Here is a 25,585-nt window from a genome sequence, read left to right on the forward strand (position 1 = left end):
ATAGCTAAAGCCGCGACCAGGGCAGGAATGCCGTCTGGTCGCGCGCTATCAGGACCGAGCCTTTTCTGTTTGCCCGTTAACGCTTTGCAAGCCGGCCACGAGCCGGCTTTTTTGTGTCTGCGTTTTTGCCTTTAACGTGGCCTGTGGTGGCTCGCCAAACAGACTGGTGCTGACCGTGCGATCTGCGTCATTCAGATAGTCGTGACGCAGGGCAATGCCGTATTTCGCCAATTTGGGCTCGAATTCTGCGGCGCGAAGGCGCAAATCGCGTCGAGTAGCCTGATAGGCGTGTTCGCACAGCAAACGCCGCGATTCAAAACTGAACACATTGGCGCCAAACAGAAGGGCGTCGTCACTGCTGGGCTCAAACAGCACAATGTCTTTGTCTGGATAGTCCTGAGCGTAACGGTCTATCCCGGACTGCATGCGCGAATGCACCATGGTGCGGTAGGTTTGCGCCAGCACATTGGGCATACCAGAGCGGGTCATCTCGCCGGCTGCCAAAGTACCGGCTTTCATGGCGGCAGTGGCATCTAGCGGTACCTGGGGATTGATTGCCAGCACCAGATCCGCCTGATGGTCAAACGCTACCGAGGCGTGCAGGCCTTTGCGCAGGGTTCCATCGACGTAGTAATGGCCGTCTATTTCCACCGGTACGTAAATGCCAGCCGAAGCAGTACTGGCCTGAATGGCTTTGGAGATGGGCACGGCGTCAAACCCCGGCGCACCAAAACACACCGACTTCGAACTCTCCACATCGGCGGCCACAATGAACAGCTGGTGCTTGAGTTGGCGAAAATCGTTGGTGCGGCCCAGCATGGTGAACGCACGCCTTAAGTAATGATGCAGGCCTTCGTTATTAAACAGCCCGGCAGGTGCGGCCTGGGCCAGAATGGTCAAGGCTTCCAGCAGGCTCTGATCGTAGGGGTTGTGAAAGAAGCGGGTGAGCGCCGTAGTAATCAGCCCGGGTATAGCGAGCAGGCGGCGGCCCATTTCAGCGAACGCCGGACGGTAAAAAACACCGGGATGAAACGGGTGCAATTCGGATTCGTTGCGCACAAAAATTCGACACAGCTGAGCCGTGGTTACCTGGTTTACCAGATGAGCCGCCACAAACGACCCCGAGTTCACGCCTACGTAAACATCCAGATCGTTGAAGTCCAGCCCTTCCAGAGCTTCGTCCAGCGCTCTCAGCGCACCTATTTCATAAATGCCGCCAATCGGGCCGCCACCGCCTAACGCCAGACCGATTCGGGGTTTGTTACCGTTCTTTGCGTTTGCCGGCTGGTTTTTTTTTGTAAGTTTGCCGTTATTCATAGCTTGGCCTTCTCAAATTATTCAGGCGGATGCCGAGGCAACCTCTGCCAAAGTTTTGCCAGTGGATTTTCCAGGCCGCATATAGCGGCCAAATCCGGCATTACGCAGCGCCAGGTCGACACAGCTTTTGATCACATGGGGCGAATCCAACAGCAAGATGTCCTCTAACAGGTTTGTCGCCCATTCAAGACTGACGCTGCGAATCACCGATTTCACTTTTGGCAAGCTGGCGGCGTTCATCGACAGTGAATCGTAGCCCATGGCCATCAGCAATACGGCGCCGCCCGGGTCCCCCGCCAGCTCGCCGCATACGCCCACCGGTTTGCCCACGGCGTGGGCGTCCTGGGCGATACGCACCAGCGCCTGCAGCACAGCCGGGTGGTAAGAATGGTAAAGCGACGCCACACGGGGGTTGTTACGGTCTACCGCCAGCAGATACTGGGTTAAATCGTTGGTACCCACCGACAGGAAATCCACCCGGTCGGCCAGTTCGCGTATCTGGTATACCGCCGCCGGCACTTCAATCATGACACCCACTTTTGGCATATGGATGCTGTAACCGTCTTCACGCACTTCGTGATATACGCGGTAAATCAGGTGCAGGGACTCTTCCACTTCGGAAATATTGCTGATCATCGGCAGCATAATCTGCAAATTGTTCAGGCCTTCACTGGCCTTCATCATGGCCCGCACCTGCAGCTGGAAAATCTCCGGGTGGTCCAGGGTTACCCGTATACCACGCCAACCCAGAAAGGGGTTTTCCTCGTGAATCGGGAAATACGGCAGGTATTTGTCGCCGCCGACATCCAGAGTGCGCATGGTCACAGGATTTGGCGCAAAGGCTTCCAGCTGCTCCCGGTAGTATTCGCGCTGTTCCTGTTCCGAAGGGAACCTGTCTTTCATCATGAACGGCACTTCGGTGCGGTACAGGCCAATACCTTCGGCGCCGTGGGTCAGCGAACGCAACACATCAGTCATCAAGCCAGTGTTTACCAGCATTGATACCCGGTGATGATCCGTGGTTTCGCAAGGCAGGTCACGCAGGGCTTCCAGGCCACGAATCAGTTCGTTCTCTTCTTTGCAGATAAGCTCGTAATAAGCACGCAGGTCGGCAGACGGCGAGGCAAATATCTGGCCTTCAAAGCCGTCAACCACCAACTCTTTGCCGTCAAGCTGGTTAATCGGTATGTCTACCAGCCCCATGACCGTGGGTATGCCCATGGCGCGGGCCAGAATAGCCACGTGGGAGTTGCTGGAGCCTTTCACCGATACCAGGCCCACCAACTGACCCTTGGGCACCTCACCCAGCATGGCGGGGGTAATTTCTTCGCTCACCAATACGGTGCGTTCGGGGTATTCCAGACCGGCTTGCTCGCCTTCCTGCAGGTGTGACAACAAACGCCGGCCCAGGTCGCGCACGTCTACCGCCCGCTCCTGCAGATAATGGTCATCCATCATCTCGAAATTGCGCACGTACTGCTGTACAACCTGTTTCAGCGAGCCCTGGGCCCAGTTGCCTTCGCGAATTTTACCGTTAACTTCGTCCGGCAGGGCTTCATCGCTGAGCATGCGCAGGTACACATCGAACAACGCCTGCTCCTGCGGCCTCAGCTGCGAGGCCAGTCTTGCGGCCACCCGTTCGATGTCTTCGCGCACGGCGTTTACCGCGCACTGGAACAGGTCCAGTTCGTGCTCGATATCATCCGTGGTTTTTTCTGGCACCAGGTCAAGGTCTGCCGCCGGGTATACGGTTACGCCGGTGCCAATGGCCACGCCGGGGGCACCGGGCACGCCGTCAAAACCGATGTCATGGGCTTCTTCGCCGGTGAGCGACAAACCGCCAATGGCGCCGGTGGCTTCACTGTGGGCGATGACCCCGCTGAGCTGAGCCGAAATGGTCACCATAAAGGCTTCTTCGCCTTCATTAAAACTGCGGGAACTCTCACGCTGCTGCACCACCAGAACACCCATCAGGCGGCGATGGTGAATAATGGGCACACCCAGAAATGAGCGGAAGCGTTCTTCGCCGGTTTCAGGAAAGTAACGGTAACGGGGATGGGACGGCGCATCTTCCAGATTAATAGGCTCTTCCCGCGAGCCCACAAGGCCTATAAGACCCTCGGAGTAACCCAGGCTTACCTTGCCCACGGCTTTGCGGTAGAGCCCTTCGGTGGCCATCAGTACGTAGCGGTTGGTGGCAGGGTCTAGCAGATACACCGAACACACTTCGGTGTTCATGGCTTTTTGCACACGCGAAACAATAATGCTCAGCGCCTCCTGCAGGTCGCGGGCGCTGTTTACTTCCTGGACGATCGTTCGCAATGTACTCAGCATGTTGGGATTAGCCCGTCGTCATGATTGTTCCTTCGAGCGCCGGTTGTGCTCGGCACGTCGCGCCTGCTCCATGTCATGGAACAGGCGCGGCGCCAGCTCGCGCAGCGCACGTCGGTAGACTTCTTTTTTGAATGAAATCACCTGCCCTAACGGATACCAGTAGCTTACCCACTGCCAGCCGTCGAATTCCGGTGAATCGGTACCGTCTACGCATACCTGCGCGTCTGGCGAAAGCATCCTCAGCAGGAACCATTTCTGTTTTTGACCTACGCACAACGGGTGCGAATTGTGGCGAACCATCCGCCGCGGCAAGCGGTATCGTAACCAGCCCCGCGTACAACTGATAATTTCCACATCGCGGGCGCACAGCCCGACTTCCTCCCCAAGCTCCCGGTACAATGCCTGTTCCGGTGTTTCATCCTGATGAATTCCGCCTTGCGGGAACTGCCAGGAGTTTTGGCCTATGCGCCTCGCCCACAACACTTGCCCTTTGTGGTTGGCCAGAATGATTCCGACGTTGGGTCTGAAACCGTCGGAGTCAATCACGGTACAGTACCTCTTTAAGAGTCGGTTAACCGCGGCAAGATGCGACGGTCAGATTTTTCCAAGTTGCTCTCATTCTTGCAGAATCTCAAGAAATCGGCAATCACGGCTGTTTGCGTGCGGTCATGATAAACTGCCGCACACGTCAAGATGCCGGTAAGTGCCGGCTTTCAGACACTTTAATCACCGAGGCAAAATGATGACTCTGGCCATATTCGATCTGGATAACACCTTGCTGAACGGCGACAGCGACCACGCCTGGGGCGTTTTTCTGGCGGCGCAAGGCATTGTAGACGCCGATGCGCACCGCAAAGCCAATGACCGGTTTTATCAGGATTACCTGAACGGCGAGCTGGACGTATTTCGCTATCAGCGTTTTGTGCTGGAACCCCTGGCGCAGTTTTCAATGGACGAATTGCACGCCATGCGCGAGCGTTTTATGGCCAACCACGTGCAGCCAATGCTGCAAACCAAGGCTGCCGAGCTGCTGCAACACCACCGCAGCCAGGGCCACACACTGATGATTATTACCGCCACCAATCATTTTATTACCAGGCCAATCGCCGATCTTTTGGGCATTGAGCACTTGATTGCCACCAACCCGGAAGTGGTGAACGGCCGCATAACCGGCGAGGTGTCGGGCACGCCCAGTTTTCAGGGTGGAAAGGTAACGCGCCTGAAGCAGTGGCTGAGTGAAAACGATGAGACTTTGGACGGTGCCTGGTTTTACAGCGATTCCATCAACGATGCGCCGCTGCTGGAGCAGGTTGCAAATCCGGTGGTGGTCGATCCGGATTCGCGCCTGGAAGCCATGGCCCGCGAGCGCGGTTGGCCCGTTATGTCGCTGCGGGATTAAGGCTCGGGGACAGACTTGAAGTCTGTCCCGCTGATACTGACAGCCGGGCCTATAAAAACCCGGTTAGCGAACGCACAAAACAGGATTTGATGTAATCGGTTTCCGCAATGCCCGGAATAATCGGGTGATCTGGCGCCTGATGGCCCTGCTCCAGCAGCTGCACAAAGCGGTCAATTTTGCGGCCGCTGCCGCGAATGATGTCCACCAGCTTTTCCTGGGACAAGTGCATGGAGCAAGACGCCGATACCAGTAAGCCGTCCCGTTCCAGCAGGCGCAAACCCAGCTGATTCAAGCGGGCATAGGCCTGTTCACCGGCTTTCTGGTCGCGGCGGCGGGGTATCAGTGCAGGCGGGTCTAGCACCACAATGTCGAATTTCTGCTTTTCATCCGCCAATGTTTTTAACGCGTCAAAGGCGTCGCCTTCAATGGTGTCAACGTTGGTCAGTCCGTTCAGGCGGGCGTTGTGGTGCACCGATTCAATGGCTGACGCTGAACTGTCTATGCAGGTTACGCTGGTGGCACCGGCACTGGCGGCCTGTATGCCCCAACCGCCGACGTAACTGAATACATCCAACACCCGCTTGCCCGGCGCGTAGGCCTGCAACCGCGCGCGGTTCATGCGATGGTCGTAAAACCAGCCAGTTTTTTGCCCGCCAGCCAGCGGCACTTCAAATTTCACGCCGTTCTCTTCCAGCTGAAGCATGTCAGGGGCGTTGCCGTGGGCCTGTTCCACATAGCTTTCCAGGCCCTCCACTTTGCGCATTTTGCCGTCGTTCTTCAGCACAATAGAGCTGGCCTGGGTCAGCCTTTGTATTGCCCGTACGATGGAGTCTTTCATCTGCTCCATACCGGCGCTGGAAATTTGCACCACCACGGTGTCGCCGAAGCGGTCAATCACCAGCCCGGACAAGCCATCGCTGTCACCAAACACCCAGCGGTAAAACGGCTTGTTAAACAAACGCTGGCGCAGTTCCAGCGCCACTTCCATGCGTTGGGTCAGGCGTTGTGGTGTCATACCATGGGTTGGGTCACGGCTAATCAGCCGGCCACAAATCAGCGCATGGGGGTTCACAAACACGGTGCCCAAAGGCTTGTCGTTCGATGCGCGCAGCTCTGCCTGAACACCGGCCTCAAAGCCGGTCAGCGGCGAGCGTTTGATATCCACTTCATTGCTGTAGACCCATAAATGGCCTGCCCGCAGACGGCGCTCTGCGCCCTTGCGAAGGTATAAAACCGGAAAATTCATAAAAGAGTGTTACTCCGCTGCGACCAGGTCGCTGTAAGTGTCTGCATCCATCAGGCCATCAAGTTCGCCGTCGTCGGTCATTTTCACCCGAAACAGCCAGCCTTCGCCGTAAGGGTCTTCGTTCACTTTTCCCGGCTCGTCTTCCAACCGCTCATTAATTTCGACCACTTCGCCGGTCACCGGGCTGAATACGTCTGAGGCGGATTTGACCGACTCCGCTACGCCGGCTTCTTCACCGCCGGTCACCGTGGTACCCAGCTCCGGAACGCCAATATAGACCACATCGCCCAATTGCTGTTGCGCGAAATCGGTAATGCCCACGGTGGCCAGGCCGCTTTCATCTACCCGCACCCACTGGTGGGTTTCAAGGTATTTCAAATCAGAGGGAACATCGCTCATCGGTCGAATCCTGATAGGTTAAAAAAAGTTTGTAGTGACAGATTGGCCGCATTTTAGCTGAATAACCGACGTCTCGTCTGGCTAATTCGTCAATCCAGCGTCTAGCGCGATGTCGTTTCGGCGAACCTCTGTGGCCAGCTTCAGAAACGCGCTGAGGTAATCCACATTGCGGTCGCGCTCGCGACAGCCCAGAAAGATCTGTTTACCAATGCCCGTTTCGCCCAGTTGCACCGGCACAATAGCCATACGTTGCTGGTACTCCTGCACCAGCCAACGTGGCAGAGCCGCTACACCGCGGCCGGCGGCGACCATCTGCAACATAATGTCGGTGGTTTCGATGGTTTTGTGCCGCGCAGGGCGAATGTTGGCCGGAAGTAAAAGATGTGTGTATACATCCAGGCGCTCCACCGCCACCGGGTAAGTGATCAGAGTTTCCGATTCCAGATCTTGCGCGCTGATCCAATCGTTGTGTGCCAATCGATGGCCACTGTGCACCACCAGCACCTGCTCATAGTCAAACACCGGTTCAAACACCAGGCCCGGCCGATGCAGCGGGTCTGGCGTTACCAGCAGATCAATGTCATGGCCAAAGAGCGCGCCAATACCACCAAACTGAAATTTCTGTTTTACGTCTACGTCGACCGTGGGCCAGTGCCCCAGATAAGGCCCCACCACTTTTAATAGCCATTGATAGCAGGGGTGACATTCCATACCAATCCGCAAAGTGCCGGCTTGGCCGCGGGCGAACTGATCAATTTGCAGTTCGGCGTGTTCGAATTGCGGCAGCAGGCGGTTTGACAACGCCAGCAGATATTTGCCCGCCTGGGTCAGCTGCAACTGGCGACCCTCGCGCAGCCACAGAGGCGTACCTAACTGCTGCTCCAGCTTACGAATGGAATGGCTCAGGGCCGACTGGGTCAGGTGCAAGCGCGCGGCAGCGGCGGTTAGCGATCCGCCAACATCTACTGCCCGAAGCACTTCCAGATGGTTACGTTCAATCACAGACATGCCCACTCATAGCTTAGCCTAACGTGAATAAAATTCATGGATACGTGAAATAATACCATTATTTTTCATAACTTCTCAGCGGTAGTCTGATTGCTCATAACCAACAGCAATCAAAACACACGCTTTATTCCGGAGATGAACATGGCCATTACCCACAATTTGGGTTTTCCCCGCATCGGCGCCCGCCGCGAACTGAAATTTGCCCAGGAAGCTTTCTGGCAGGGCAGAATCGACGCTGGCGAACTGCAGTCTACCGCAGCCAATTTACGCGCCAAACACTGGCAGCAGCAACAGGCGCTGGACTGGGTGCCGGTGGGCGACTTTTCTCTATACGACCAGGTTCTGGACATGAGCGCTACCCTGGGCAATCTGCCCGAGCGCGCCAGCGCCGCGGACGGCACCGAGCTGGACCGTTATTTTCGCGTGGCACGCGGCCGCTCCGCCAGCGACAGTGCTTGCGGCCCCGCCCATGCGGTTGAGATGAAAGAGTGCCATGCAGGCGAAATGACCAAGTGGTTCGACACCAACTATCACTATATTGTGCCGGAGTTTCACGCCGGCACCGAGTTCAGCCTGAACGCCGATCGCCTGATTGCGCAACTGGCGGAAGCTCGCGCGCAAGGCGTTGCCGCAAAACCGGTGATTCTTGGCCCGGTGTCTTATCTATTACTTGGCAAAAGCAAAGACGACAGCGACCGCCTGGCCCTGCTGGACAAACTGCTGCCGGTGTACGGCCAACTGCTGCAAACCCTGGCGGACAATGGCGCCAGCTGGGTGCAGATTGACGAGCCGGCGCTGGTCACCGAACTGGACAGCGACTGGCGCCATGCTATCACTCTCGCCTACCACCAGTTCAAATCCGCACCGGTAAAGCTGCTGCTAACCACCTACTTTGGTGAGCTGCGGGAGAACCTGCAGTTGGCCTGCGAACTGCCAGTGGCGGGCCTGCACCTGGACGCCGTTAGCGCACCGGCGGAAGTTCAGCGCCTGGTTGACTGGCTGCCCAGCCACAAGGTGCTGTCTTTGGGAATCATCAGCGGCCGTAACATCTGGAAAACCGACCTGACCGCAACACTGGACTGGCTGGAGCCAATACAACAAAAACTGGGCGATCGGCTATGGCTGGCGCCGTCCTGTTCACTGCTGCACGTGCCGGTGGACCTGGCACAGGAAACCGAGCTGGATGCTGAAGTACGCAACTGGCTGGCCTTCGCCCAACAGAAACTAGAAGAACTGAACCTGCTGGCCCGCGCCTTAACCCACGGCCGCGACACCGTTGCCGCAGAGCTTTCCGCCAACGCTCAAGCGCTGGCCAGCCGTCGCCAGTCACCGCGGGTGCACAATCCAAAAGTAGCCGCATCGGTGGCGGCGATCACGCCCGAACTGGGCCAGCGCAAGAGCCTGTTTGGCAAGCGCATTGCCCTGCAACAGCAGCTCTTGAATCTGCCGGCCTTTCCAACCACCACCATCGGATCTTTTCCGCAAACCACTGAGATTCGCCAAACCCGGCTGCAATTCCGCAAAGGTGAGCTGGATGTCGCCGCTTACCAGGAGCGCATTCGCGAGGAAATCGCCCACTGTGTCCGTCAGCAGGAAGAATTGGGACTGGATGTACTGGTGCACGGTGAAGCCGAACGTAACGACATGGTGGAGTATTTTGGCGAACAGCTAGACGGCTATGTGTTCAGTCGCTTCGGCTGGGTGCAGTCTTACGGTTCCCGCTGTGTGAAGCCACCGATTCTGTTCGGTGATATCTCGCGACCAAAAGCAATGACGGTAGACTGGATAAACTACGCCCAATCGCTCACCAGCAAGCCGCTTAAAGGCATGCTGACCGGCCCGGTCACCATTTTGAACTGGTCATTCGTGCGCGACGATCAGCCCCGCCGTGACACCTGTCTGCAGCTGGCGCTGGCTATTCGCGAGGAAGTGCAGGATCTGGAAGCGGCCGGTGTGAAAATCATCCAGATTGACGAAGCCGCGCTGCGCGAAGGCTTGCCATTACGCCAGACCGATTGGGACAGCTATCTTCAGTGGGCGGTAGACGCGTTCCGCATAACCGCTAACGGTGTGAGTGATCAAACCCAGATTCACACCCATATGTGCTATTCGGAGTTCAATGACATTATCGCTGCCATCGCCCGCATGGACGCCGACGTGATTACCATTGAAACATCCCGTTCCGACATGGAATTGCTGAACGCCTTCAAGAACTTTGATTACCCTAACGATATAGGCCCGGGTGTTTACGACATTCACTCCCCGAACATCCCGCAGGTCGAGCAGATTACCGGCTTGATGAACAAGGCAGCAGAACGTATTCCGGCGCAGCGGTTGTGGGTAAACCCGGATTGCGGCCTAAAAACCCGCCGCTGGGAAGAAGTGCAGCCAGCGCTGCGGGCCATGGTGGACGCCGCCAAGGAGCTGCGCCAGAAACTGGCAGAGCAAGCCGCTTGAGCCGGGTTGAGTAGGCAGGGGTCTAGTAGGTATTAGCCTAGTAGCCCCCGCTGTCGCGATCCAGCACTACCTTGAAATCCAGCGCCCGGTGCACCTTGGTGGTGAACGCACCGGCGCTGCCCAACTCGATCCATCGATACCCCGGCGCCCGCTCTTCAACCGAAAACTCACGGGCGCCCGCGGTAAACTGAATACAGGTTGACGGCGTGCCTAACAGACGCACGCCGTTTTCCTGCCTGTCTACTTCCTGATGAATATGACCCCAGGTGACTACTCTAACCTGTGGGTGGCGATGAATAATTTCCCAGAAAGCGTCACGGTTGTGCAAGCCAATGTCGGCCATCCAGTGGGCGGTTATATCCACTGGGTGATGATGTAACGCTATCAAAGCGGGCAACCGGGGATTAGCTATCAGAGTTGCGTCTAGCCATTCCAGCTCTTGCCGGGTTAACTCGCCGTGCACCTTACGCGGTACCGATGAGTCCAGCATCAGAATCTGCCAGCCGCCCTGCTTCAGGTGTTTGCGTTCGGCACGGTAGCGCCGGGCAACCGGCCACAGCCGCTCGGTATTGTCGTGGTTACCCGGAATCCACAGGCTGTCGCAATCGAATCTCGCCAGCCCCTGCGCCAGCGCCTCGTAGGCATCAACGCTGCCATCCTGCGCCAAATCACCGGTGGCCAGCACCAAATCTGGCTGACCACAACGTTTCAGTACGTCATCAATCACCGCGGCCAGACTGTCGCGAGTGTTCATGCCAAGCAACTTACCATCGCGGTCGGCTTTCAGGTGGGGGTCTGTCAGCTGCAGAACTCTTAGCGGTCGCTGCTGCGGCGGATCTTGGAATAAAAGTTGAGTCGTCACGGGACAGAGGATCTCCAGACCGCATACTCCATTGGCAGGTGGCCAAAACGCAGGCAGTAATCCAGCCAGTCAGCCAAAAAACTGTTCACCTGCACTTTCTCGTCGGGGTGGTGCATATAGCGATTGGGGTAGTCGTTCACCGGCGCAATCTGGCGGTCACGGTAGCAGCTGATCACTTCCGCCATATTGGCGTCATGGTAAACCCGCACGGTCATTTTCGGATTGTTCAGCCAGCGCCCGGCGTTGTGCACCTGTTCAAGCAGCAGGGTTTCGGTAAAGCGCGCGGTTTGCAGAATTTCTATACGCACCCGGCCTAAATACTGGTGTTCGCGGTGAAGCTCAAACTCTGCGACGGGCTGGCCGTCGGCTTCCAGCTGGCGCAGCTTATGCAGCCTTTGATAATTACCATCACCTAAAGCGCCCAGCTGCCGCAGGTCTGGCACGTAGCGTTTGGGTTTTATGGTCCACTGATTCATCGATTCATACCTTCCCGCAGGCGCGGGCGATTCAGCTCCAACCATTGCAAAGCAATAATGGCGGCGGCATTGTTGATACGACCGTCCTTGATCATCGCTATGGCGTCTTCAGCAGCCAGCACGTGAGCGCGAATGTCCTCGTGTTCGTGTTCAAGGCCAAACAGACCGCCAGCGTTCGCACTGCTGATTTCTCCATAATACAGGTAAATCATTTCGGTGGTGCCTCCGGGCGACACCAGATAACTGCAGATCGGGTCCAGGCGCTTAAAACTCAGGCCGGCTTCTTCGTCGGCTTCGCGGTGGGCCACGTCTTCCGGGTTTTCACCCTCTTCGTTCATGCCCGCCACCAATTCCAGCAGCCAGGGCGACTGGTCGCGGCCGATTGCTCCCAGGCGAAACTGCTCCAGTAATACGACTTGATCGCGCTGCGGATCATAAGGCAGCACGCAGGTGGCGTCGCCGCGAACAAACAGCTCACGGGTGAAGGTGGGCATGGTCCGGCCGTCAAAACACGGATGGCTCAGCCACAGTTTGTCCATGCGGAAAAAACCCTGAAACACGATTTCACGCTTTTCGATACTGACGTTGCTGGCTTGAAACTGGAACGGTTTGGTCATGGGTTGCCCTAAGCTAAAAACAGTTATGAAAGATAATCGCTGGCCAGCGCTGATTGCAAGTATGGTGTAAGGCCGCATCTATAAAATCAGTGTTAAGAGCTCAATTGAGCTGGAACACGATAATACATGCCTTCTACAACGGTAGAGCTACCGGCGATAATTGGCCATAATGGGGCATGCAGATTTGCTTGCCATCAAGCGGGCACTCGCCCAAGCGCACAGGTTTTCAGGAGATCAAATGAAGAAACAATTGCTATCCGGGCTTATCGGCCTTTTTGCGGCGTCGCCCGTGCTTGCCGTGGACCTGATTGAAACCTACGAAAAAGCGATCTCTTACGACTCCGGAATTGCGTCTGCCCGCGCCAGTTTTGAAGCCCAGCAGGCGGCCAGCGATATCAGCCGCAGCAAATTGCTGCCGCAACTTGGCGCCTCCGCTGACGCTAATTATACGGATAGCGATGGCCCGTCACAGAATGTGGACTACACAACCCTGGGCCTTGGCCTGCAGTTGACCCAGCCGGTGTTTCGCGCCGATGCCTGGTTCAACTACGATGCCAGCAAATTCCAGACCGACTCGGCTCGCGCCCAGTACCATCTTGCCCAGCAGCAGCTGATTCTGGATGTGGCCTCAGCCTATTTTGACGTACTGCGGGCGCAAGACACAGTGACCACCCTGCGCGCCACCGAAACCGCTATACAGCGCCAGTACGACCAGGCCCAGGAACGCTTTGATGTGGGTTTGATTGCGATTACCGCAGTGTATGAAGCTCGCGCCACGTTTGATGACAGCCGCAGCCAGAGAATTGCTGCGGAAAACAGTCTTAACATCGCCCGTGAGCAGTTGGCACGTTTGACCGGGGAATACACAGAGCAGCTTGAAAATCTGCGCCAGAACTTCCCCCTAAACCCACCCGAGCCAATGAACCCGGATTTGTGGGAAACCACCGCGCTGGAGCAAAACTGGACCATTCAGGCGGCCATGTTTGACCTGAAAGCCAGCGAAGAAACTTTGAAAGCGGCCAAGGCAGGGCATTATCCAACGGTGGATTTTCAAGCCTCTTACGGCACGTCCAAAATCGGCGGCCTTGATAGCAGCAGCCAGAGAACTGAGCAGCGCAATGGCACCACCACCCAGGGCGTCATTGGCTTCCAGCTAAACGTTCCGCTCTATTCTGGAGGTGGCATTCAAGCCGGTGTACGCCAGCAGCGTTCTTTGCTGACGGTGGCCGAAGAGTCGCTGAACACGGTGCGTCGTGACGTTCGCGTAGACACCCGCAGCCGTTTTTTGACCATCAACAACAACATCGAAACTGCGTCGGCTCTGGACCAGACCATCATATCGCGACGCAGCGCATTGAACGCCACCCGTGCCGGTTATGACGTCGGCACACGTAACATTGTAGAAGTGCTGGATGCCGAACGCGCTTACTATGTCGCGCTGCGAGACTTCGCCAACGCTCGCTATGACTACGTGGTGAACTCGTTACGGCTTAAGCAGTCGGCTGGCACCCTAAGCCCGCAGGATCTGGTAGAGCTGAACAACTGGCTGAGCGCAGACGCACCGGGCATCGAAGCCCTGGCCAACGACGACACAACCTTAAATAGTCAAACAATGGGCCAGTAAGCCGGTAGCCGTATTTGTCAGCCGGCGGACCTAAACCCGCTGGCTGATGCCTGCCACCACACGGTCCAACGCGCCTCGGTTACTTTCCACTACCGCCAAGGCGCGCTGACCGCTTTCATGCAGCGCCTGTTGATTATTTAACAGCCGAACCAGACAAACCACCAACTCCCCAGCAGACTCTACAATGGTCACTCCGTCGTGCTCCCGCAGGCGCTGATAGATCGACTCGAAGTTGAATACGTGGGGGCCAGAGGTCACCGGTATCCCCCAGGCCGCCGGCTCCAAAGGATTATGGCCTCCGCGCTCAATAAGCGAGCCGCCAATAAAGGCCAGATCACTGGCACCATAAAGCATCATCAGCTCGCCCATGGTGTCGCCCAGATACACCTGAGCAGCCGCAGGGCTATCGTTCAAAGATCGGCGGGCTAGCCTGAAGCCTGCCTTTGTAACGGCGCTAGCGACCAGTTCGAAACGCTCCGGATGGCGCGGCACTATAATCAACAGAGCACTGGGCAAGGTTGCCAGCAGTTGCCGATGCGCCTCCAGCAATTGGCTGTTTTCGCCGTCGTGAGTGCTTCCGGCAATCCAGACCGGGCGGCCGCCAAACTGTGCTCGCAGCTGCTGCGCCTGAGTGCGCACCCGCGGCTCAATATCTACGTCAAACTTTACACTGCCAGTAACAGCAATGTTGTCGGCCGATACGCCGATACGACGAAATCGCGCGGCGTCTTGCTCGGCCTGGGCCGCTACCCAACTGATGCTTTGCATAATCGGCCGAGCCAATCCGCGAACACGCTCATAACCACGAGCCGAGCGCTCAGACAATCGTGCGTTAATCAGAAATATGGGCACCCTCGCCTTGCGGGTCTGGCTGATCAGATTGGGCCAGATTTCGGTTTCCATAATCACCAAAATACGCGGCTGAACCCGTGCTAGAAAACGCCTTACCGAACCTGGCGTATCGTATGGCACGTAAGCGTACTGCACCTGATTACCAAACATTTTCTGAGCCTGGGCAAGACCCGTGTCGGTCATCGCCGTCATCAAGATGGTGGCATCCGGATTGCGTTCCAACAGGCGCCGCACCATGGGCGCCGCAGCAATTGTCTCCCCCACCGACACCGCGTGCACCCAGATAACAGGGGCGCTTACCGCCGGGGCAAAACCAAGGCGCTGGGCCCAGTTACGGCGCAGGTCCGGAGAATGGCGACCGCCCCACCAGAGGCGCAGCAAAATGTAAGGCAGCAGCAGGCGGATTAGTTGGGAATAGATAAATTGCAGCACAGCGGGCTCCGAATAAGGCAGTGCGCTATCATAGACCAAACACCAGCGATTTGCCTTTCACAGCGGCACCCGCTATTGCTAGCGCCTGGGCAAGCCGGTGCTCTGGCTTACCCAAAATTTCCAAGACGTGCGAGTTTGACCTTAGTGAAGAATAAATACCGTAAACAACCGCGAAATACTGACTTAAGTGCGTACCGCCACCCACGTTGGTGGCCTACCTGGGCTGCCATGTCTTTTATGTGGCTGTTAGCGCAGCTGCCTTTACGCGTGCAGTGGTGGCTCGGCTCCGGCTTAGGGCGCCTGGTTTTACGCCTGAGTAGCAGCCGGCGGCGCATCACCGAAACCAACATCCGCCTGTGTTTTCCGCAACTCACGGAGCAGCAGCAACGGGAATTGGTCAAAAAATCGTTTATCGCCAATGGCGTTGGCTTGCTGGAAATTGGGGTGTGTTGGTTTTGCGATACCGCCAAACTCAAAGCCATTACCACCTTGCATGGATTAGAGCACTTCGAACGCGCGCTGGAAGGCGGCAAAGGCGTGCTTTTGGTCGGCGGGCACTACAGTACCCTGGAAATGGGGGGCAGCCTTGCCACCCATTTCATAGACTCAAGCGTCATGCAGCGGGACCATAACAACCCGTTGGTAAACGCGATAATGACCCGGGCCCGTGAACGCCGCTACGGCATGGTACATGGCGCCCGCGACTTGCGCGGACTGTTTCGCAGCCTGAAACAGAACCACGCGGTCTGGTACGCGACCGACCAGGATTACGGCCGAAAAGACATCGTGTTTGCGCCTTTTTTCGGGATACCAACCGGCACCATTACCGCCACTTCTCGCATTGCCGAACGCAGTGGCTGCAAAGTGGTGCCCTTCAGCCACTTTCGCCGCAGCGGCAAACCGGGCTACGACATTTACTTTCATCCGTCTCTGGAGAACTTTCCAAGTGGCGACGACCTTGTTGACGCAACCGCGATCAACCAGACCATAGAGCAGGAAATAAAACGCGCACCGGACCAGTACCTATGGATGCACCGTCGTTTCAAAACCCGACCCGATCCAGATGACCCAGGTTTTTATGGCCGCAAACGCTAACTCATCCTGCCCGGTTATCTGGCTGCTCACCGACAACAAACCAGGCCACCGCAACCAACTCAAAGGCCTGGGCAACCGCCTGCGGGTATTGGCCGGTGCCTCGCTGCACTGGATAGACGTGAGCACCGTCAAAACGCCCCTATGGCGAGTACTCCTGGGACGGCCGCCCGCGCTCGATCCTGCTCTGCCAAAGCCAGACCTGATCATTGCTGCCGGCTCCAAAACCCACCGTTTACTGTTGGCCCTGCGCAAGATTAAAGGTGCGCGCGCACTGGTGCTGATGAAACCGGGCTTCCCACTGCGCTGGGTAAGTGGCGCCATCATTCCCCAACACGACCGAGTGAAACCGGGCCCGAACCTGTTTCTGACTCAAGGCGCGATCAACGCCGTAACCCCCGTTAAAGAACTGAGTACGCAGCCCCGCGGACTCATCCTCGTAGGTGGTCCGTCGGCGCATTTTCAGTGGAACGACGATGCCGTCATGGCGCAGATCCAGGAATTGCTGCACAGCTACCCGCAATGGAGCTGGGTTATCAGCAGCTCCCGGCGAACGCCGGCGAGTTGTTTGCAAGCGCTGGCCGCGCTGGAAACCAACCGGATTCAAGTATTAACACCGCAGGATACCGGTGAACACTGGCTGAGCACCGCCCTGGCGCACAGCCGCTGCGCCTGGATAACGCCAGACAGCAATTCGATGGTGTGCGAAGCGGCAACGTCTGGCGTGCCCACCGGGGTGTTCCAGCTGCCAGCCAAACGCCGCAGCCGCGTTGCCCTGGGCCTGGCCGCCATGCAAGATCAACATCTGGTGGCCACCTGGGATGACCACTACAAGGTTATGACCGCTAGCCCCGGATCGCGTATTCTATTCTGGCAGGCAGACGCAGCGGCGCGCTGGGTTATGACGCACTTTTTGCCAACCAGGCCTAAACCATGAAAATTCTTCAGGCGCTGCCAGCGCTGCACAGCGGTGGTGTAGAGCGGGGCACCGTTGAATTCGCCAGACAGCTAACGCACTTGGGCCACAGTTCCTATGTTGTATCCAGCGGCGGACCCCTGGCGGATATGCTGGAGCAAGAGGGCAGCACCCACATCACCATGCCCATACACCGCAAATCACTGGCCTCATTTGGCCAGATCCGGCCAATGGCGCGGCTACTGAAAGAGGTGCAACCCGATATTGTGCACGTGCGCTCGCGCATGCCCGCCTGGATTATCCAGCTGGCATTGAAAGCCCTGGACAAACAACTACGCCCAGCCGTTGTGACCAGTTTTCACGGTATGTATTCGGCCAACCCCTACAGCGCCGTTATGGCCAAAGCGGATCACAGCATTGCGGTGTCGAACTGCGTAAAAAACTATGTGATCAGCAATTTTTCTGTGCCTGAGCAAAAGATTACCGTGATTCAGCGCGGTGTGGACGTGAACTACTTCCGCAAGCGCCCACCTTCTGAACAGTGGCTCCAGGATTTGTTACAAAACTATCCCCAACTCAGTGATAAGCGCATTCTGATGATGCCCGGGCGAATTACCCGCTGGAAAGGGCAGTTACAATTTTTGGACGTTATGGCTGAGCTGGTTCATAACACCCCTGTTGGAGCAAACGAACGGCCTTACCACGGTATTGTGGTGGGCGGAGCCGAACCGGGTAAGAAACACTTTATGGAAGAACTGACCCAGCGCCGTGCCGAGCTTGGCCTGCAGCAACACGTCAGCTTTCTGGGCCAGCGCAGCGATATGGCCGAGCTGTACCAGCTAGCCGACCTGGTGTGTCATCTGTCCACCAAACCCGAACCCTTCGGCCGTACGGTTACCGAAGCACTGGCGTCCGGCACGCCGGTTGCCGCGTTCAACCGCGGCGGCGCCGCCGAAACCCTGCAAGCCTGCTTTCGCGAAGGACTGGTCACGCCAAACGATGTGTCCGGCTTTGCACAAACAGCTCAACACCTGCTCAGCCACAACCAGCACATCATCGAAATTCCCTACCGCTTCAAACTGCAGGCGCAAACCGACACCACCCTGGGCGTGTATGAACGCGTTCTGGCAGCACGGGAGCGGAAGCGCTAGTGGCCGATTCGAACACTTTGAACATTCTGTTGGTAATGGTGTCGGCAAACCCCGGTGTTGGCGGATTGGAGAAACACACCCGTGAGTTGGCGAACGGCCTGGCAAAAGCCGGTCACCGCGTGACCGTCATCTGCGCCACTGCGCACCAGCATGGACCCGCCCAAGGAATTGGGCATATTACTCTGAACCCAAAACAGTCTCGCTACAACCCTCTGTTATTAGCGAGGCTTTATAAGCAAATTCGCGACGGGAAGTACGACCTGGTGCATGCTCAGGGCACCAAAGCCGCTGCGCTAATAGCAACACTGGCGCGTTTTTCGCACTCACTTGCGCCAGCCCTGGTGGCCAGCTTTCACGGTTTCAAATCCCGCTACCCTGCCTTGCACCGCTTCACCGCGGTGATTGCCGTCAGCAACGCGCTTGCTCAGCACTTACCGTGTGCCAGGGTTCACGTTGTGTACAACGGTCTGCCAGCCGAATACGGCGAGGCAACTCCTTCAGAGATGCTGATAACAGCCGCGCCAAAACCGGTATGGCTTGCGGTTGGGCGCCTGGTCAGCGTGAAAGGTTTCGACTTCCTGATCGACAGCTTTAAAGACGTGAAGGGATGCCTGTACATAGCAGGCGATGGCCCTGACAAAGCGCTATTACAACAGAAAATTCTCGATAACGAACTGCAACACAGAGTTACCTTGCTCGGCCATCGCGACGATATTCCGGCGCTAATGGCCGCCTGCGATGGTGTGGTTATTTCGTCACAGCGGGAGGGATTTTCCTATGTGTTCGCCGAGGCCATGCTGGCATCAAAACCGGTCATTTCGACCAACGTACCTATCGCCAACGAGTTTCTGCCGGAACAGCATATTTACCGCAGCAACACACCCGACGGTTTCGCCAGCCTGCTGAATGGCGATCTAGACACCGTTTACCAGGATCAGGCCGGTGCCCGGGAACGCGCTTACAAAGAGTTGACGATAGAGGCCATGATCAACAGCACGGTGGCCGTTTATCATAAGGCATTCGTGCGATCTTAAAGTGGCCCTGCCCTTATTCTTTGTTGGCAGCGGCTTCGGCGCTTTTTCTACGCTCAATCTGCGCCAATACCTGAAGTTCTTTCGCTTTTGCCAATCGCATGAAATTTCGATTTGCCGCGATGATAGACAAACTGAGGCCAAACCAGCCGTTCATGAACTGACGGCGTAGCAGATAGTACTTCAGAAATTTCAGCGGAAATTCTCCAAACAATCTCAACGAAGAAATACGGCGACCTTTCGCTGCCAGAAATCTCGCCTGCTCTGACGATAACTGAAGATACTTTTCTTCCATCTGCCCGAGCGTGATAAGCGTTCGGTGAAGTACATCCCCTTTAAGAAACGCAACGCGCCCTTCGCGAACTTGTGGACGATCATTGTTGCTGTCTTTTTCCGGCTTGATCGCGGCTTTTGAACGGCGGTAAAGGCGCAGAATCTTCTTGGGGCGATCATAACGAAAAGGATGTTCCGGATACGGCTGAGACAGCACCCAGCGCATCTGAAAGCCCGCTATATCATCCGCAATCGACGTGGAAAAACGCTCTTTAATATTGTTGACCAAGGCATCAGACAGCACTTCGTCTGCGTCCAGGTCCAACACCCAGTCATTGCGACACAGGCTGGCCGCAAATGCTTTTTGTGAGGCAAAGCCCTGCCAGTGGTTGTGCACAAAACGCGCGCCAGCGCTTTCCGCTATCGTTTGTGTTTTATCGGTACTGCCGGAATCGACGACAATCACTTCATCAGCCCAGCCTGTCACCTTCGCGAGCGATTCAGGCAGGCGTGCTTCTTCATTTTGGGTGATGTAATACACAGAAACCGGAAGCTTGTCAGCGGATTTATGCTGAGGCTTTAATTGTGACTTGGGCAAAAGCAATATAATCACCTCTCTGTGGTAACATTACGCCGATTAACCCTATGTTCATCATGGCGCTTTTGCGCTCAATCAAGTCCGGAGTAAGCTCATGATTTATCCGGTAATTATCGCCGGTGGCACTGGTTCACGACTTTGGCCACTCTCCCGCCAGCTTAATCCCAAACAGTTTCTAAAACTGACGGACCCGAAGCGGTCGATGCTGCAATCCACCGTCGCCAGGCTCAATGGCCTACCGGTGCAGCCGCCGCTGATCATCTGTAACGAAGAGCACCGCTTCATTGCCGCTGAGCAAATGCGCCAGGCGGGCTTTCAGGGTGCTCATATTATACTCGAGCCCTGCGGCCGTAACACAGCGCCGGCCATCGCGCTCGCCGCACTGCAATTGCAAAGGGCCCGCCAGCAAGACGAAGAAGACCCGGTAATGCTGGTTCTTGCGGCAGACCATCTTATTCAGAATGTGCCGGCCTTTCAAAGGTGTGTTCAACAGGCCAGCACTCTGGCACAAGCCGACAAACTGGTGACGTTTGGTATTACGCCAACGCACCCGGAAACCGGCTACGGTTATATTTGCCACGGCGACGCTATTAACGAGCACGGCCACACTGTCAAAGCCTTTGTTGAAAAGCCCGATGTAGAAACCGCAAAATCCTATCTGGAATCTGGCAACTACCTGTGGAACAGCGGCATGTTCATGTTCCGCGCCGGCCGTTATCTGGAAGAGCTGGGCAAACATCGCCCGGATATTCTGGCCGCCTGCGAGGCAGCGATGGAAAACGTTAGCCAGGATTTTGATTTTACCCGTATCAACGAAGCCCGTTTCGCGGAGTGCGCGAATGAATCGGTAGACTACGCGGTCATGGAGAAAACCGACGCTGCGGTGGTTGTAGCGCTAGACGCCGGCTGGAGTGATATCGGTTCCTGGTCTGCATTGTGGGAAGTCAGCCCGAAAGACTCCCACGGCAACAGTACCAGTGGCGACGTGATGACTCTGGACACTAATAATACCTTGGTGCGTGCCGACAGCCGCTTGCTGGCAACACTTGGCGTTGACGATCTGGTTATCATTGAAACCAAAGACGCCGTGCTGGTGGCGCACAAAAACAAAGTGCAGGACGTAAAAAAGCTGGTGGCGCAGCTGCAAGCTGACGGGCGCCACGAGCACCTGAACCATCGCGAAGTTTATCGGCCCTGGGGCGTGTATGACTCCATCGACAGCGGCGAACGCTATCAAGTTAAACGGATTACCGTGAAGCCCGGCGCAAAGCTGTCGGTGCAGATGCATCACCATCGCGCCGAACACTGGATTGTGGTCAGCGGCACCGCCAAAGTCACTAACGGCGAAAAAACCTACCTGGTGACCGAAAACCAGTCTACTTACATCCCTGTCGGTCAGGTGCACTCTCTGGAAAACCCCGGCGTGATAAATCTGGAACTCATTGAAGTGCAATCTGGCTCCTATCTCGGGGAAGACGACATTGTCAGATACGAAGACCGGTACGGACGCAAATGAGTAAACTGAAGTATTTTCTTATCGCGGGTCTGCTGAGAGTTGCGGGTTCACTGTCACTTGCCACGGCACAGCGCCTGGGGCGCATGGTGGGATGGCTGTTGTGGAAATTGCCGACACAGCCCCGTGACGTCACGGCGACCAATTTGTCGATCTGCCTGCCCGAATTAACACCGGCTGAGCGCGCAGAACTCTTGAAGGCGTCATTGGCCAGCACCGGAATGACCATGTTTGAAGTGCCGTTAATGTGGGAGTGGCCGGTCGACAAGTGCCTTGACCTGGTGAAAGACACCCAGGGCCTGGAACTGCTTGACGAGGCCATGGCCGATGGCAGCGGATTGATCCTGCTTGCACCTCACCTTGGCAACTGGGAATTGACGGGGCTGTTTTTTTCCTCACGCTATAAAATGGCCGCGCTTTACAGCCCGCCAAACGTTCCCGAACTTGAAGACTATATGATTAGGGTACGCGGCCGGTTAGGGTCGGAACTGGTCCGCGGTGACCGCCGCGGGCTTGCAAAGCTTGCCGCACTTCTGCGTGAAGGCGGCGTTGCCGGCATTCTTCCTGACCAATCGCCGCGCGGCGCAGGCAACGCCTTTGCGCCCTTTTTCGGCATGGAAGTGAAAACTATGACATTAGTAGCCAAGCTGATGCAGCGCACCGGTGCCAAGGTGCTGATGACTTACACCGAACGGCTCAATAATGCTGAAGGCTTCCGCCTTGTTGTGCGCGAAGCCGAACCGAACCTGGGTAGCAAAGATCCGGTTCAGGCCAGCACGGCAATGAATCAGTCCATAGAACATTGCATCCGCAAGATACCGGCGCAGTATCAATGGGAATATAAACGCTTGAGACATCGGCCGCCCGGGGAAATCAACCCCTATAATCCCGACAGGGTGTGCTGAAAAAGACCAACAGAAAACGCTGATCGCCGCACACACAAAGCCTTGTATCAATCCCAAATATTGCACGGATAAATCTATGACTACACCTAGCCGCTGGCTCATCGCCCTGCTTTTCTGCTTTGGCATTGGCGGAGCACTTCTGTCGTCAAGAATATTAGCGGCCACAACGCTGCTTATTGCAATTGCGGGTATGGTGATCGGCTATCGTAAAATTCTTTACAACAACGGCTGGGACAAACCAAAAGAATTGCGACTGCTGCATTTTGCCTTCTGGTTTTTTGTTCTTGTAAGCACAGCCTCCTGGGCTCTGGAAGGCTTCAGCTACGAAGGTGGCAAAACCTTGGGCACTCACGCCCGCTTTATTCTGCTGTGGCCTCTGCTTCTGGCGTTCACTTACGCTCGCATTGGCGCAACGACCGTGTTTGTGGGTACCGCTCTGCTGTCCGTTTCAACTCTAGCTTTGCTGATGGCGGCACTGATTTCCGGCAGTGGCTCAGTGGAACAGCTGTTAAACGGTCGCTTCGGCGGTGGCATCAACCCCATCAGCTTTGGCAATATCGCGCTACTGGGCGGCATGATAACGCTGACCGGCGGCATTTACTTCCTGCACATTCAGCGCCAGCTCACGGGCTTTTTGCTGCTATTCCTTGGCGCTGCCACCCTTGCTGTCGCCATGCTCTCGCAAACCCGCAGCAATCTGGTTGCTCTGCCGGTACTTTTGCTGCTGCTGATGCCGCTGCTTGGGAAGCGGCTGCGGATTGTCTTAGCCATTGCCATCCCCGTCATTCTGGCCGGCGCGCTTATCAGTAACGATCGCATGGCGGACTCTATCCGTAACCTGGTGCAGAATCACAATCCTGACCTGGGCATCGCCATCAGATTTGAAGTCTGGGGTCAGGCCTGGCAGATGTTCAGCGAAAATCCGCTGACCGGTGCAGGGCTTGGCGGTTACAGCCGTGGCATAGAAGCCGCCGTGGCATCAGGACAGGCGCCGGAAGTTCTGCTGCAATGCTGCACCGGCCATGCCCACAGTGACTTTTTCAACGTCGCTGCCACCAGCGGTATTTCAGGAATTCTGAGCTGGGCGCTTCTGCTACTGATACCGCTGGCGCTGTTCGGCCGGCATCTTTTCAGCACGCACAAGCCGAGCGCTCACCTAGCGGTGACCGGCACCATGATCAGTGCCGGCTATTTCCTGTTTGGATTGACCGAAGCCACGTTCAACCGCACGCTGTTTTTGACCTTTTATCTGCTATCGATTTCGGGCGTTGCCGCGGCACTGGTCCACGAACTCAGCGCATCGTGTACTGGGCGGCGATCGGTAAAAGTTTCGGCCACCATCATCACCAAAAACGAAGAACATCATATTGCAGATTGCCTGCAATCGGCGCGGCTGGTGGCGGATGAAATTATCGTTCTTGATAGCGGAAGCACTGACAGAACCGTCGAAATCGCGAAGCAGTACGCAGATATTGTAGAGGTGACAGACTGGCCCGGTTTTGGCGTTCAAAAACAACGGGCTCTGGAAAAAGCGACCGGGGACTGGGTACTGTCGCTAGACGCCGACGAACGCATCACTCCTGAGCTGGGCCGTGAAATCAATCACCGGCTTGCGGCGCCTGACGCAGACGCTTACAAGCTGCCATGGGCAGTGACTATTTACGGTGCCCGCCTGGACTTCGGCCGCAGTGGACGCGCGCCATTAAGGTTATTCCGCCGTGAGGGCGTAAGCTTTTCCGATGCACTGGTGCACGAGCGCATCCTGATACCCAAAGGCCGGAAAACGAGAACTCTGCGCGGCCGACTGACCCACTATACCCATCGGGATTTTGGCCACTCATTGGAGAAAAGTGCGAAGTATGCGTGGCTAGGGTCTTTGGAGAAACATCGTCGCGGCAAAAAAAACCGGACGATGATTTATCCGACTGTGAGAGGAGTACTGACTTTCATCCAAGTATATTTTATACGTTTTGGGTTTCTTGATGGGGCCGTTGGCTACTTAACAGCAGTAACATACGCTCAAGTAACCTTCAACAAATATGCTGGTTTGTGGACTCTTCACCGCAAAGATAGCTAGTTGGAAAATAGACAGTTACGAGATTTATTCTTTCTAGAGCGGTCAAAAAACGATATGAAAATTGAATACTGCCGCAACGACGGCTTCAATTTTGGTGACGATCTCAACAAGTGGTTGTGGCCGAAGTTGCTCGGGGATTGCCTCGACCCGTCGGATAACATTTACTTGGTTGGAATTGGTACTTTGCTTACTTCAAAGCGATTTAATAAAACGCTGTCTGGAGCAAAAAAAATTGTCATATTGTCATCGGGAGCCTGGGAGCGAGATTACCCCGAGCTCGACAATAAAACCATAATTTATGGTGTGCGCGGCCCGAGAACAGCGAAAAAGCTTGGCATCTCGGAAGATTTCGTAGTTGGTGACGGCGCATATTTGCTAAGGACATTGCCCTTAAATCCGGTAGCGCTCAGGTTCAAAACAGCATTTATACCCCATCATAGAAGTGAGCAGTACGTCGACTGGGAGCCTATTTGCGAGGCTGCAGGCATGAAATTAGTGTCAACGCGCCAACCTGTTGATAGGTTTATTGCAGAAATTCGTTCTTGCGAAAAAGTGATTTCTGAAGCAATGCACGGCGCTATTGCGGCTGACGCATTCCGGATACCTTGGGTAGGAACGCGGTTTGCTCCCAACTTTAATGAAGAAAAGTGGCTGGATTGGTGCGAAGCATTAGACATCAGGCTCGAACTCCACACACTCCCAACCATTTACCAAAATCGACCACCATTTCTACGGTCGCTTGAAAACTATCTAAAGCTAAATGCCCCCAATTTTATTTCAAAAGGGGAGAAGTGGAAAAATTTACCTGTAGCTTTTCGAAAGGCTTCTAGCGCCGACGTGGAGAGCTTGATCCTGGCATTAAAAACCGTAGACGCAGAAGCAAGAATAAACATGAGTACTGATGAAAAGGTAGCTGAAATAACCCAAAAGCTTAACGGGCAGGTTAAAAAGCTGGCTGCAGACTATAAAACTGGTCTCATTCAATAAGCTATAAGTACTGTTAACT

General features: G+C 55.8%; 22 protein-coding genes. 11 read left to right on the forward strand and 11 right to left on the reverse strand.

Annotation, left to right across the window (positions count from 1 at the left end; all coding sequences use genetic code 11):
* Positions 1-48: 48 nt before the first annotated feature.
* Genes ATG98_RS03935 through ATG98_RS03945 form a run of 3 tightly spaced genes read right to left on the reverse strand, consistent with a single transcriptional unit; the run spans position 49 to position 4,197 of the window.
* Entirely contained in the window at positions 49-1,317 is a 1,269-nt protein-coding gene (locus ATG98_RS03935; protein ID WP_098422186.1) for a patatin-like phospholipase family protein, read from the reverse strand.
* A 21-nt stretch (positions 1,318-1,338) separates the two neighbouring features.
* Entirely contained in the window at positions 1,339-3,651 is a 2,313-nt protein-coding gene (ptsP, locus tag ATG98_RS03940; RefSeq protein WP_098422187.1) for a phosphoenolpyruvate--protein phosphotransferase, read from the reverse strand.
* 18 nt (positions 3,652-3,669) lie between these two features.
* Entirely contained in the window at positions 3,670-4,197 is a 528-nt protein-coding gene (locus ATG98_RS03945; protein ID WP_098419594.1) for an RNA pyrophosphohydrolase, read from the reverse strand.
* Positions 4,198-4,393: 196 nt separating this feature from the next.
* Between ATG98_RS03945 and ATG98_RS03950 the strand changes: the two genes are divergently transcribed.
* On the forward strand, positions 4,394-5,050 hold the full coding sequence (locus ATG98_RS03950; protein WP_098422188.1) for an HAD family hydrolase: 657 nt from the start codon (positions 4,394-4,396) through the stop codon (positions 5,048-5,050).
* A 49-nt stretch (positions 5,051-5,099) separates the two neighbouring features.
* Here the strand turns inward: ATG98_RS03950 and ATG98_RS03955 are convergent, their stop codons facing one another.
* The 3 genes from ATG98_RS03955 to ATG98_RS03965 form a co-directional block, all read right to left on the reverse strand.
* Positions 5,100-6,296, reverse strand: a complete 1,197-nt coding sequence (locus ATG98_RS03955; RefSeq protein WP_098419596.1) for a class I SAM-dependent rRNA methyltransferase — start codon at positions 6,294-6,296, stop codon at positions 5,100-5,102.
* 9 nt (positions 6,297-6,305) lie between these two features.
* Positions 6,306-6,695, reverse strand: coding sequence for a glycine cleavage system protein GcvH (gene gcvH, locus ATG98_RS03960; RefSeq protein WP_098422189.1), 390 nt, complete (start codon positions 6,693-6,695; stop codon positions 6,306-6,308).
* 81 nt (positions 6,696-6,776) lie between these two features.
* Positions 6,777-7,697 (reverse strand): LysR family transcriptional regulator, encoded by a 921-nt coding sequence (locus tag ATG98_RS03965; RefSeq protein WP_098424365.1) that lies wholly within the window; start codon positions 7,695-7,697, stop codon positions 6,777-6,779.
* 147 nt (positions 7,698-7,844) lie between these two features.
* Here ATG98_RS03965 and metE point away from each other — a divergent pair, with 147 nt between their 5' ends.
* Positions 7,845-10,160 carry a 5-methyltetrahydropteroyltriglutamate--homocysteine S-methyltransferase gene (gene metE / locus ATG98_RS03970; protein WP_098422190.1) on the forward strand — a complete coding sequence of 772 codons (2,316 nt, stop codon included), beginning with the start codon at positions 7,845-7,847 and terminating at the stop codon, positions 10,158-10,160.
* 37 nt (positions 10,161-10,197) lie between these two features.
* Here the strand turns inward: metE and cpdA are convergent, their stop codons facing one another.
* The 3 genes from cpdA to ATG98_RS03985 are packed head-to-tail and all read right to left on the reverse strand — an operon-like array spanning position 10,198 to position 12,115.
* A complete protein-coding gene (gene cpdA, locus ATG98_RS03975) occupies positions 10,198-11,022 on the reverse strand; it encodes a 3',5'-cyclic-AMP phosphodiesterase (protein ID WP_098422191.1) in 825 nt (274 codons plus the stop codon).
* Entirely contained in the window at positions 11,019-11,498 is a 480-nt protein-coding gene (locus ATG98_RS03980; protein ID WP_098419600.1) for a DUF1249 domain-containing protein, read from the reverse strand. The genes cpdA and ATG98_RS03980 overlap by 4 nt, the downstream gene beginning before the upstream one ends.
* Positions 11,495-12,115, reverse strand: a complete 621-nt coding sequence (locus tag ATG98_RS03985) for an NUDIX domain-containing protein (RefSeq protein ID WP_098422192.1) — start codon at positions 12,113-12,115, stop codon at positions 11,495-11,497. The genes ATG98_RS03980 and ATG98_RS03985 overlap by 4 nt, the downstream gene beginning before the upstream one ends.
* 238 nt (positions 12,116-12,353) lie before the next feature.
* On the opposite strand from ATG98_RS03985, the gene ATG98_RS03990 reads away from it, so the two are divergent.
* Positions 12,354-13,739, forward strand: coding sequence for a TolC family outer membrane protein (locus ATG98_RS03990; RefSeq protein ID WP_098422193.1), 1,386 nt, complete (start codon positions 12,354-12,356; stop codon positions 13,737-13,739).
* Positions 13,740-13,769: 30 nt separating this feature from the next.
* Here ATG98_RS03990 and waaA read toward each other — a convergent pair whose 3' ends face one another.
* Complete coding sequence (gene waaA / locus ATG98_RS03995; RefSeq protein ID WP_098422194.1) at positions 13,770-15,023, reverse strand: lipid IV(A) 3-deoxy-D-manno-octulosonic acid transferase; 1,254 nt, start codon at positions 15,021-15,023, stop codon at positions 13,770-13,772.
* A 144-nt stretch (positions 15,024-15,167) separates the two neighbouring features.
* Between waaA and lpxL the strand changes: the two genes are divergently transcribed.
* From lpxL to ATG98_RS04015, 4 genes are read left to right on the forward strand one after another with little or no spacing between them, the layout of a single operon-like run.
* Complete coding sequence (lpxL, locus tag ATG98_RS04000) at positions 15,168-16,118, forward strand: LpxL/LpxP family Kdo(2)-lipid IV(A) lauroyl/palmitoleoyl acyltransferase (protein WP_098424366.1); 951 nt, start codon at positions 15,168-15,170, stop codon at positions 16,116-16,118.
* Positions 16,102-17,052, forward strand: coding sequence for a mitochondrial fission ELM1 family protein (locus ATG98_RS04005; RefSeq protein WP_098424367.1), 951 nt, complete (start codon positions 16,102-16,104; stop codon positions 17,050-17,052). Before lpxL ends, ATG98_RS04005 begins: the two co-directional genes overlap by 17 nt.
* Positions 17,049-18,182 carry a glycosyltransferase family 4 protein gene (locus tag ATG98_RS04010; protein WP_098422195.1) on the forward strand — a complete coding sequence of 378 codons (1,134 nt, stop codon included), beginning with the start codon at positions 17,049-17,051 and terminating at the stop codon, positions 18,180-18,182. The genes ATG98_RS04005 and ATG98_RS04010 overlap by 4 nt, the downstream gene beginning before the upstream one ends.
* The gene (locus ATG98_RS04015; protein ID WP_098422196.1) at positions 18,182-19,216 is read left to right on the forward strand and encodes a glycosyltransferase; all 1,035 of its coding nucleotides are present in this window, start codon (positions 18,182-18,184) and stop codon (positions 19,214-19,216) included. Before ATG98_RS04010 ends, ATG98_RS04015 begins: the two co-directional genes overlap by 1 nt.
* Before the next feature lie 13 nt (positions 19,217-19,229).
* Here the strand turns inward: ATG98_RS04015 and ATG98_RS04020 are convergent, their stop codons facing one another.
* The gene (locus ATG98_RS04020) at positions 19,230-20,084 is read right to left on the reverse strand and encodes a glycosyltransferase family 2 protein (protein ID WP_228706010.1); all 855 of its coding nucleotides are present in this window, start codon (positions 20,082-20,084) and stop codon (positions 19,230-19,232) included.
* A 94-nt stretch (positions 20,085-20,178) separates the two neighbouring features.
* Here ATG98_RS04020 and ATG98_RS04025 point away from each other — a divergent pair, with 94 nt between their 5' ends.
* The 4 genes from ATG98_RS04025 (at position 20,179) to ATG98_RS04040 (ending at position 25,566) form a co-directional block, all read left to right on the forward strand.
* Positions 20,179-21,600 (forward strand): mannose-1-phosphate guanylyltransferase/mannose-6-phosphate isomerase, encoded by a 1,422-nt coding sequence (locus ATG98_RS04025; protein ID WP_098422197.1) that lies wholly within the window; start codon positions 20,179-20,181, stop codon positions 21,598-21,600.
* Complete coding sequence (locus ATG98_RS04030; protein WP_098422198.1) at positions 21,597-22,502, forward strand: lysophospholipid acyltransferase family protein; 906 nt, start codon at positions 21,597-21,599, stop codon at positions 22,500-22,502. Before ATG98_RS04025 ends, ATG98_RS04030 begins: the two co-directional genes overlap by 4 nt.
* A gap of 76 nt (positions 22,503-22,578) precedes the next feature.
* Positions 22,579-24,579 carry an O-antigen ligase family protein gene (locus ATG98_RS04035; protein WP_098422199.1) on the forward strand — a complete coding sequence of 667 codons (2,001 nt, stop codon included), beginning with the start codon at positions 22,579-22,581 and terminating at the stop codon, positions 24,577-24,579.
* Between the two features lie 54 nt (positions 24,580-24,633).
* Positions 24,634-25,566 carry a polysaccharide pyruvyl transferase family protein gene (locus ATG98_RS04040; RefSeq protein WP_098424368.1) on the forward strand — a complete coding sequence of 311 codons (933 nt, stop codon included), beginning with the start codon at positions 24,634-24,636 and terminating at the stop codon, positions 25,564-25,566.
* Positions 25,567-25,585 lie beyond the last annotated feature (19 nt).

This window comes from Marinobacter sp. LV10R520-4 (genome assembly GCF_002563815.1).
In the GTDB taxonomy this organism is placed as follows: domain Bacteria; phylum Pseudomonadota; class Gammaproteobacteria; order Pseudomonadales; family Oleiphilaceae; genus Marinobacter.